The sequence below is a fragment of the Mesorhizobium sp. M1E.F.Ca.ET.063.01.1.1 genome (genome assembly GCF_003998155.1).
GTDB lineage: Bacteria > Pseudomonadota > Alphaproteobacteria > Rhizobiales > Rhizobiaceae > Mesorhizobium.
The window spans coordinates 1-7,465 of sequence record NZ_RZSC01000271.1 but is presented as its reverse complement, the minus strand read 5'-3'; the positions used below and the strand labels follow the sequence as shown (position 1 = coordinate 7,465).

General features: G+C 64.9%; 6 protein-coding genes and 1 pseudogene. 6 read left to right on the top strand and 1 reads right to left on the bottom strand.

Annotated elements, in window-relative coordinates; translation table 11 throughout:
• The first annotated feature begins 59 nt into the window (after positions 1-59).
• From EOA29_RS19290 to EOA29_RS19280, 3 genes and pseudogenes are all read left to right on the top strand, one after another.
• Positions 60-1,281, top strand: a pseudogene (locus tag EOA29_RS19290) (FAD-dependent oxidoreductase).
• A gap of 37 nt (positions 1,282-1,318) precedes the next feature.
• A complete protein-coding gene (locus EOA29_RS19285; protein WP_126090373.1) occupies positions 1,319-1,549 on the top strand; it encodes a type II toxin-antitoxin system ParD family antitoxin in 231 nt (76 codons plus the stop codon).
• Positions 1,506-1,880, top strand: coding sequence for a type II toxin-antitoxin system RelE/ParE family toxin (locus tag EOA29_RS19280; protein ID WP_189350596.1), 375 nt, complete (start codon positions 1,506-1,508; stop codon positions 1,878-1,880). The genes EOA29_RS19285 and EOA29_RS19280 overlap by 44 nt, the downstream gene beginning before the upstream one ends.
• Positions 1,881-1,934: 54 nt before the next feature.
• Here EOA29_RS19280 and EOA29_RS19275 read toward each other — a convergent pair whose 3' ends face one another.
• The gene (locus tag EOA29_RS19275) at positions 1,935-3,212 is read right to left on the bottom strand and encodes a 4-aminobutyrate--2-oxoglutarate transaminase (protein ID WP_126090374.1); all 1,278 of its coding nucleotides are present in this window, start codon (positions 3,210-3,212) and stop codon (positions 1,935-1,937) included.
• Between the two features lie 236 nt (positions 3,213-3,448).
• Between EOA29_RS19275 and EOA29_RS19270 the strand changes: the two genes are divergently transcribed.
• The 3 genes from EOA29_RS19270 to EOA29_RS19260 form a co-directional block, all read left to right on the top strand.
• Positions 3,449-4,585, top strand: coding sequence for an efflux RND transporter periplasmic adaptor subunit (locus EOA29_RS19270; RefSeq protein WP_126090375.1), 1,137 nt, complete (start codon positions 3,449-3,451; stop codon positions 4,583-4,585).
• Positions 4,582-5,658 (top strand): efflux RND transporter periplasmic adaptor subunit, encoded by a 1,077-nt coding sequence (locus EOA29_RS19265; RefSeq protein WP_126090376.1) that lies wholly within the window; start codon positions 4,582-4,584, stop codon positions 5,656-5,658. Before EOA29_RS19270 ends, EOA29_RS19265 begins: the two co-directional genes overlap by 4 nt.
• The coding region (locus EOA29_RS19260; protein WP_145969707.1) for an efflux RND transporter permease subunit at positions 5,655-7,465 on the top strand (1,811 nt) is incomplete at its 3' end. The genes EOA29_RS19265 and EOA29_RS19260, both read left to right, overlap by 4 nt.

Here is a 7,465-nt window from a genome sequence, read left to right as displayed (position 1 = left end):
GCGGCAGACAATCGCCACCTGGCGGAAGATCCTAGATTTGAACGCAAAAAGAGACTGCGATGAAGAACGGGGTGGTCATTGTCGGTGCGGGTCATGCCGGCGTGCAGGCGGCTGCGAGCCTGCGCGAGGAAGGCTATGACGGGCCGGTCATCCTGATCGGCGACGAGAACGAACTGCCCTATCACAAGCCGCCGCTGTCCAAGACCTTCATCAAGGATGCCGAAGCCAAGCCGCAGCCCTTGCGCGGCGAAGCTTTCTATTCCGGCAGCGCCATCGATTACCGGCCGGGCGTGCGGATCGACAGGATCGATATTGGCGCACGCAGGCTCGACGTTTCCGGCGGCGGCGCAATTGCCTTCGACCGGCTGGTGCTCGCGACCGGCTCGCGGCCCCGTCTTCTCAAGCTCGACGGCGCGGAGCTTGAGAAGACGGGGCCGCGAGCTCAGCGCGCTGAGCGAGGACGTGGTCATCCTGGGCGGCGGCTTCATCGGCCTGGAGATTGCGGCGACGCTGAGGGCCGCCGGCCGCCGGGTCACCGTCGTCGAGGCTCTCGACAGGCTGCTCGGCCGCGCCGTCGCGCCGGCGATCGCCGCGCATGTGCGCCAGCGCCTTGAGGCGATGGGCGTACGCGTGCTCACCGGCACCACTGTTGCAAGGCTCGACGGCGAAGGAGGCCGCGTCTCGGCCGCGATCACTTCCAGCGGCGAACGCCTGCCGGCGCAGATGGTCATCATGGGCATCGGCGTGGTGCCCAATGTCGAGCTGGCGGAGGCCGCCGGCTTGGCTATCGGCAACGGCATCCGCGTCGACCAGCATATGCAGAGCTCAACGCCCGAAATCCTCGCGGTCGGCGATGCGGCATCCTACCGGCACTGGTTCACCGGTGGCGATGTGCGGCTGGAATCGGTGCAGAACGCCACCGACCAGGCGCGCCTTGCCGCGCGCACCATCCTTGGACATGCAGAACCCTTCTCCGCCGTGCCGTGGTTCTGGTCGGATATCGGCGACATGAAGCTGCAAATGGTGGGGCTGACGCAAGGTGGCGACAGCCATGTCGTGCTGGGCGAGCCGGCCGAGAACAAGTTCTCGATCTATCATTATGCCGGGAGCCGGCTGCTCGGCATCGAATCCGTCAACCGTCCGGCCGACCACATGCTCGGCCGCAAGATGCTCGGCGCAGGCTTCTCGCCGACGCCGCAGACGGTCGCGGCTGGGCCGGATGCGCTGAAGGCGGCACTTGCCGGGTTTCAGACCATGGAGCCGGCCAAGGCAGATGCGTAGCGTTGCCAATTTTTGCCATTCGCCATAAAATGGCAAAATGAGCACCATGAACATCTCACTGCCTGACAACCTGAAGCATTATGTCGATCAGCAAGTGGCGGACCGCGGCTATGGCACGAGCAGCGAGTATGTGCGTGAACTGATCCGCCACGATCAGGATCGTCAACTTCTGCGCCGTTTGCTCCTCGAGGGCGCGTCATCCTCGCCGGGCACCCCGGTTGACGATGACTATTTCGCAGCGCTGCGAAAACGAGCGCAGGGTCAATAAATTAGTGATCCCAAAGGCAATTGTTCCTCGAAGTCTTGCGTTGCGGGATATCGAGGACGCTGTTGATTATTATGCACGTGAAGCCGGTTCGCACGTGGCGTTGGGCAATGTCGAGGATCTTCAAAATGCCTACGAACTGATAGCCAGTCATCCGGCATCGGGCTCTCTGAGGCATGGTTATGAAATTGGATTGCCCGGTCTGCGCAGCCTGCAGTTCAAGCGCTATCCGTACCTGATCTTCTATATGGAACAGGCCGACCATATCGATGTGTGGCGGGTTCTGCACGCCAAGATGAACATTCCGGCCTGGCTACAGAATCCGAACTCCTGACGGCGCGTTCTCGCGCCTCGACGCAAGCCGTCAGGAGCAATGCGGGATCGCCCTTCAGGCGGAACGCGCTTCGCGGATCGAAGTCTCCAGGATATCGAGCGCCTCGGTCATCACGCCGTCCTGGATGGTGATCGGCGACAGGAAGCGGATCACATTACCGTAGACGCCGCAGGTGAGCAGGATGAGGCCCTTGTCGAGCGCCTTCAGCCTCACCGCATTGGCGAATTCGGCCGAAGGCAGGCCTTTCTTGACGTCGTTGAACTCGACCGCGTTCATGAAGCCGGGACCACGGATGTCGACGATCTCCGGCACGTCGTCGCGGATCGATTCCAGCCGCTGCTTCAGCCTGGCGCCGAGCGCGTTGGCGCGGTCGCAGAGCTTTTCCTCCTCGATGACGTCGAGCACGGCATGGGCCGCCGCCACGCCGATCGGGCTGCCGCCATAAGTGCCGCCGAGCCCGCCCGGGCCTGGTGCATCCATGATCTCGGCGCGGCCGGTGACGGCCGACAGCGGGAAGCCGCCGGCAAGGCTCTTGGCCATGGTGGTGAGATCGGGCGCCACGTCGTGGTGCTCCATCGCAAACATCTTGCCGGTGCGGGCAAAGCCGGTCTGCACCTCGTCGGCGACGAGCAGGATGCCGTGCTGGTCGCAGATCTTGCGCAGCGCCGTCATGAAATCGCGCGGCGCCTCGTAGAAGCCGCCCTCGCCCTGCACCGGCTCGACGATGATGGCGGCGACGCGGGCCGGATCGACATCGGCCTTGAACAGCTTGTCGAGCGCCGCAAGCGAATCCGCGACCGAGACGCCATGCAGCGCGACCGGGAACGGCGCATGGAAGACATCGGCCGGCATGGCGCCGAAGCCGACCTTGTAGGGCACGACCTTGCCGGTCAGCGCCATGCCCATGAAGGTGCGGCCATGGAAGCCGCCGGAAAAGGCGATGACCGCCTGGCGGCCGGTGGCGTTGCGGGCAATTTTTATCGCGTTCTCAACCGCCTCGGCGCCGGTGGTGACGAAGACCGTCTTCTTGTCGAACTTGCCGGGCAGCATGCCGTTCAACCGCTCGGCGAGGCGCACATAGCTCTCATAAGGCACGACCTGGTGGCAGGTGTGGGTGAAGCGGTCGAGTTGCGCCTTGACCGCCTCGATCACCTTCGGGTGGCGGTGGCCGGTGTTGACCACGGCGATGCCGGACGAGAAGTCGATGTAGCGGCGGCCCTCGACATCCCAGATTTCCGAATTCTCGGCGCGGTCGGCGTAGATCTGCGTCGTCATGCCGACGCCGCGCGAGATCGACTGGTTCTTGCGTTCGGAAATGGCTGAATTTTTCATCTCATCCCTCATCGGGCACACGCCCGCTCTGTTTTGATGCCGTCAAAGCCTCTTCTGGCCTTATTTCAGGTTTTCCTCAAGTCGGCACATTGGCCCAGTCGATTGGTCCTGTCTCGGCCGGAAATCGATCTTCGATCGCCAGGCGGAAACAGTTTTCTTTTCCGGCCGATCGACTATCCTCGCTTTATCCGCGACGTGCCGTCGTCAGGGGCGGCCTTCTGCGGGCTGAGGGAACCATGAGCAGGATCGCGACATCGTCCGCCTCGCCGTCTTCACCGCCCCGCCCCTTGTCTCGTCCAAACACCTTGCTGCTGTTGGCCTGCGCCGCCGCAGCGCTGCTGACGTCAGGCTGCCAGAAACAGCAGGCGGCGGAAAAGAAGCTGCCGGTGACGGTCAGCACGCAGACGGTCGCCTTTGCCGATTATGCGCCAAGAACCTCGCTCACCGGCGTGATCGCGGCCCGCACGCTCAACAATCTGTCGTTCCGCGTCGGCGGCCGCGTCGCCGAACGGCTGGTCGATGTCGGCCAGCATGTCGACCAGGGCGCGATGCTGGCCCGCATCGATCCGCAGGAGCAGGAATCCGACCTGCGCTCGGCTCAGGCCGACCTCGACGCGGCACAGGCGCAGCTCACCCAGACCGCGGCCGCTTACCAGCGGCAGAAGACGCTGCTTTCGCAGGGTTTTACGACCAGGCGCGACTTCGACAGCGCCGACCAGACGATGAAGGTTGCGCAAGGCAGTGTCGATGCCGCGCAAAGCGCTTTAGCCAACGCCAAGGAGAACCTCTCCTACACCGAGCTCAAGGCGGGTGCCGCCGGGGTGATCACCGCCCGACAGGTCGAGGCCGGGCAGGTGGTGCAGGCGGCTCAAACCGTCTTCACCATCGCCGAGGACGGCGACCGCGATGCCGTCTTCAACGTGCAAGAGACGCTCGTTGCCCAGACGCCTTCGTCACCCGCGGTGACGATCACGCTGCTCTCCGACCCGCAGGTCAAGGCGAGGGGCAAGGTCAGGGAAATCTCGCCGGCGGTCGATACCGCGTCGGGATCGATCCGGGTCAAGGTCGGCATACCCGACACACCGGCAGGCATGCCGCTGGGTGCGGCCGTCATCGGCACCGTCAGCGCCAAGCCCGTGAAGGCCGTGCTGCTCCCCTGGCAGGCGCTGACGTCTAGCGCCGGCAAGCCCGCCGTCTGGATCGTCGACCCGTCGACAAAGGCGGTGGCGACGACGCCGATCGAAGTGCTGGCCTTTGATTCCGGCGTGGTCGTCGTCGACAACGGGCTCGAGGCCGGCCAGAGCGTCGTCACCGCAGGCGGGCAGTTGCTCAGCCCGGGACAGACGATCGCGACAGCGGGAGCCGGACAATGAGACGGTCGCCTTGCGTCGCCGCTCTCATTCTCGTCGCATCGCTTGCCGGCTGCTCGCGCTCGGAAGACAAGCCGCCCGAGATCGTCCGACCGGTGTTGTCGGTGGTCGTCGAACCGAAGTCCGTGGAGACTTTTGGTTTTGCCGGGACGGTCGAACCGCAGTACAGCGCCGACCTTTCCTTCCGCCTGCTCGGCCGCGTCGTCTCGCGCGACGTCAAGGTCGGCGACATCGTCAGCAAGGGAACGACGATCGCCGCGCTCGATCCGACGGCGCTGGAGCTTGCACTCCAGGCATCGAAAGCGGATTTGTCGAATGCCCAGGCGCAGTTCGCCAATGCCTCGGCGAGCGAGGAGCGGCAGCGCGCCCTGCTCGCCTCCGCCAACACCTCGCAGGCCGTCTATGATGCCGCGCAGCAGGCGAGGCAAGCCGCGGCAGCCGGCGTCGAGCGGGCGAATGCCGCCTTGGCCAAGTCGCGAGAGCAACTCGGCTATGCGCGGCTGTTCTCCGATTTCGACGGCGTCGTCACCGCGGTCGGCGCCGAGGTCGGCCAGACGGTTTCGCCGGGACAGACCGTCGTCACCGTGGCGCGAACCGATCCGCGCGAGGCGGTGGTCGACATTCCCGACCAGCTCACCGGCGATCTCACCGTCGGCACGCCGTTCCAGATCATCCTGCAGTCGCTGCCCTCGATCACGACCGAGGCCAAGCTGCGCGAGATCGCGCCGCAGGCCGAAGGCTCGACCCGTACCCGCCGCGTACGGTTGACGCTCACCGATCCGCCGACGGCGTTCCGGCTGGGCTCGACGATCACGGCGACGCGCATGACCAAGGTAGCGCCGACGATCGAATTGCCGATGTCGGCGCTGCTCGAAAAAGACGGCGCCGAGAAAGTGTGGATCGTCGATCCGCAAACATCGAGCGTCAGCGCGCGCGAGATCAAGATCGCCTCGAAGAGCAGCGGCACTTTCACGGTGGCTTCGGGGCTCGAGGCCGGCATGCGCGTCGTCACGGCAGGTGTCCACAGCCTCGCCGAAGGCCAGAAGGTCAAAGTGCCCGAGGGAGGGGCCTCATGAAGGGCTTCAACCTCTCCGACTGGGCGCTTAGCCACCGCTCGCTGGTGTGGTATTTCATGCTGGTCTTCGTGGTGGCCGGCATCTTCTCCTATCTCAACCTCGGACGCGAGGAAGACCCGGCCTTCACCATCAAGACGATGCTGATCCAGGCCAACTGGCCGGGCGCCTCCGTCGACGAGACGGTGCGCCAGGTGACCGACCGCATCGAAAAGAAGCTCGAGGAGTTGGACAGCCTCGACTACACCAAATCCGTCACCACCGCCGGCAAGACCGTCATCTTCGTCAACCTGAAGCCGACCACCAAGGCGCGCGATGTCGCGCCGACCTGGCTGCAGGTGCGCAACATGGTCGACGATATCTCGGCGCAGTTCCCGCAAGGCGTGCAGGGGCCGTTCTTCAACGACCGCTTCGGCGACGTCTACGGCAACATCTACGCCTTCACCGCCGACGGGCTGACGCCGCGCCAGCTTCGCGACTATGTCGAGGATGTCCGCACCAAGATCCTGACCGTGCCGAACGCCGGCAAGGTCGACCTCGTCGGCGCCCAGGACGAAGCGATCTATCTCGAATTCTCGAGCCGCCAGATCGCCGCGCTCGGCCTCAACCAGCAGCAGATCGTCGCCAGCCTGCAGGCGCAGAACGCCATCACGCCGTCCGGCGTCATCCAGTCGGGGCCGGAGCGCATCAGCGTGCGCGTCGGCGGCCAGTTCACCTCCGAGGAGAGCCTGCGCGCCATCAATCTGCGCGTCAACGACCGCTTCTTCCGGCTGAGCGACGTGGCGACGATCAGGCGTGGCTATGTCGATCCGCCGACGGCGCTATTCCGCTTCAACGGCCAGGACGCGATCGGGCTCGCCATCGGCATGAAGCCCAACGCCAATCTGCTCGAATTCGGCGAGGCGCTGCACGAGGAGATGCAGAAGGTGCTGGCCGATTTGCCGGTCGGCGTCGGCGTGCATCTGGTGGCCGACCAGCCGGTGATCGTCGAGGAAGCGGTGTCGGGCTTCACGCGGGCGCTGTTCGAGGCGGTAGCGATCGTGCTCGCCGTCTCCTTCATCAGCCTCGGCCTGCGCGCCGGCTTCGTCGTGGCGCTGTCGATCCCGCTGGTTTTAGCCATCACCTTCACGGTCATGGCCTATCTCGGCATCTCGCTGCAGCGCATTTCGCTGGGCGCCTTGATCATCGCGCTCGGCCTGCTGGTCGACGACGCGATGATCGCGGTGGAAATGATGGTGGCGCGGCTCGAGGTCGGCGACAATCTGCGCAAGGCGGCGACCTATGTCTATACCTCGACCGCCTTTCCGATGCTGACCGGCACGCTGGTGACGGTCGCCGGCTTCATCCCGATCGGCCTCAACTCGAGCGCGGCCGGCGAGTACACCTTCACGCTGTTCGTGGTCATCGCCGTGTCGCTCCTGGTGTCATGGATCGTTGCGGTGCTGTTCGCACCGCTGCTCGGCGTCACCATCCTGCCGGCGACGATGAAGGCGAAGCATCATGACCAGCCGGGGCGATTCACATCCATGTTCCGGCGCGTGCTCGTCCTCTCGGTGCGGCGCCATTGGCTGACCATCATCGCGACCGTGCTTCTCTTCGCAGCCTCCATAGCCGGCTTCGGGCTGGTGCAGCAGCAGTTCTTCCCGCCTTCCGACCGGCCGGAGCTGATCGTCGACTGGAATCTGCCGCAAAACTCGTCGATCGCCGAGACGCGCGACCAGATGCAGCGCTTCGAGCAGCGGGCGCTGGTCGGCAATCCCGACATCGACCATTTTTCGTCCTATATCGGCCAGGGCGCGGTGCGCTTCCT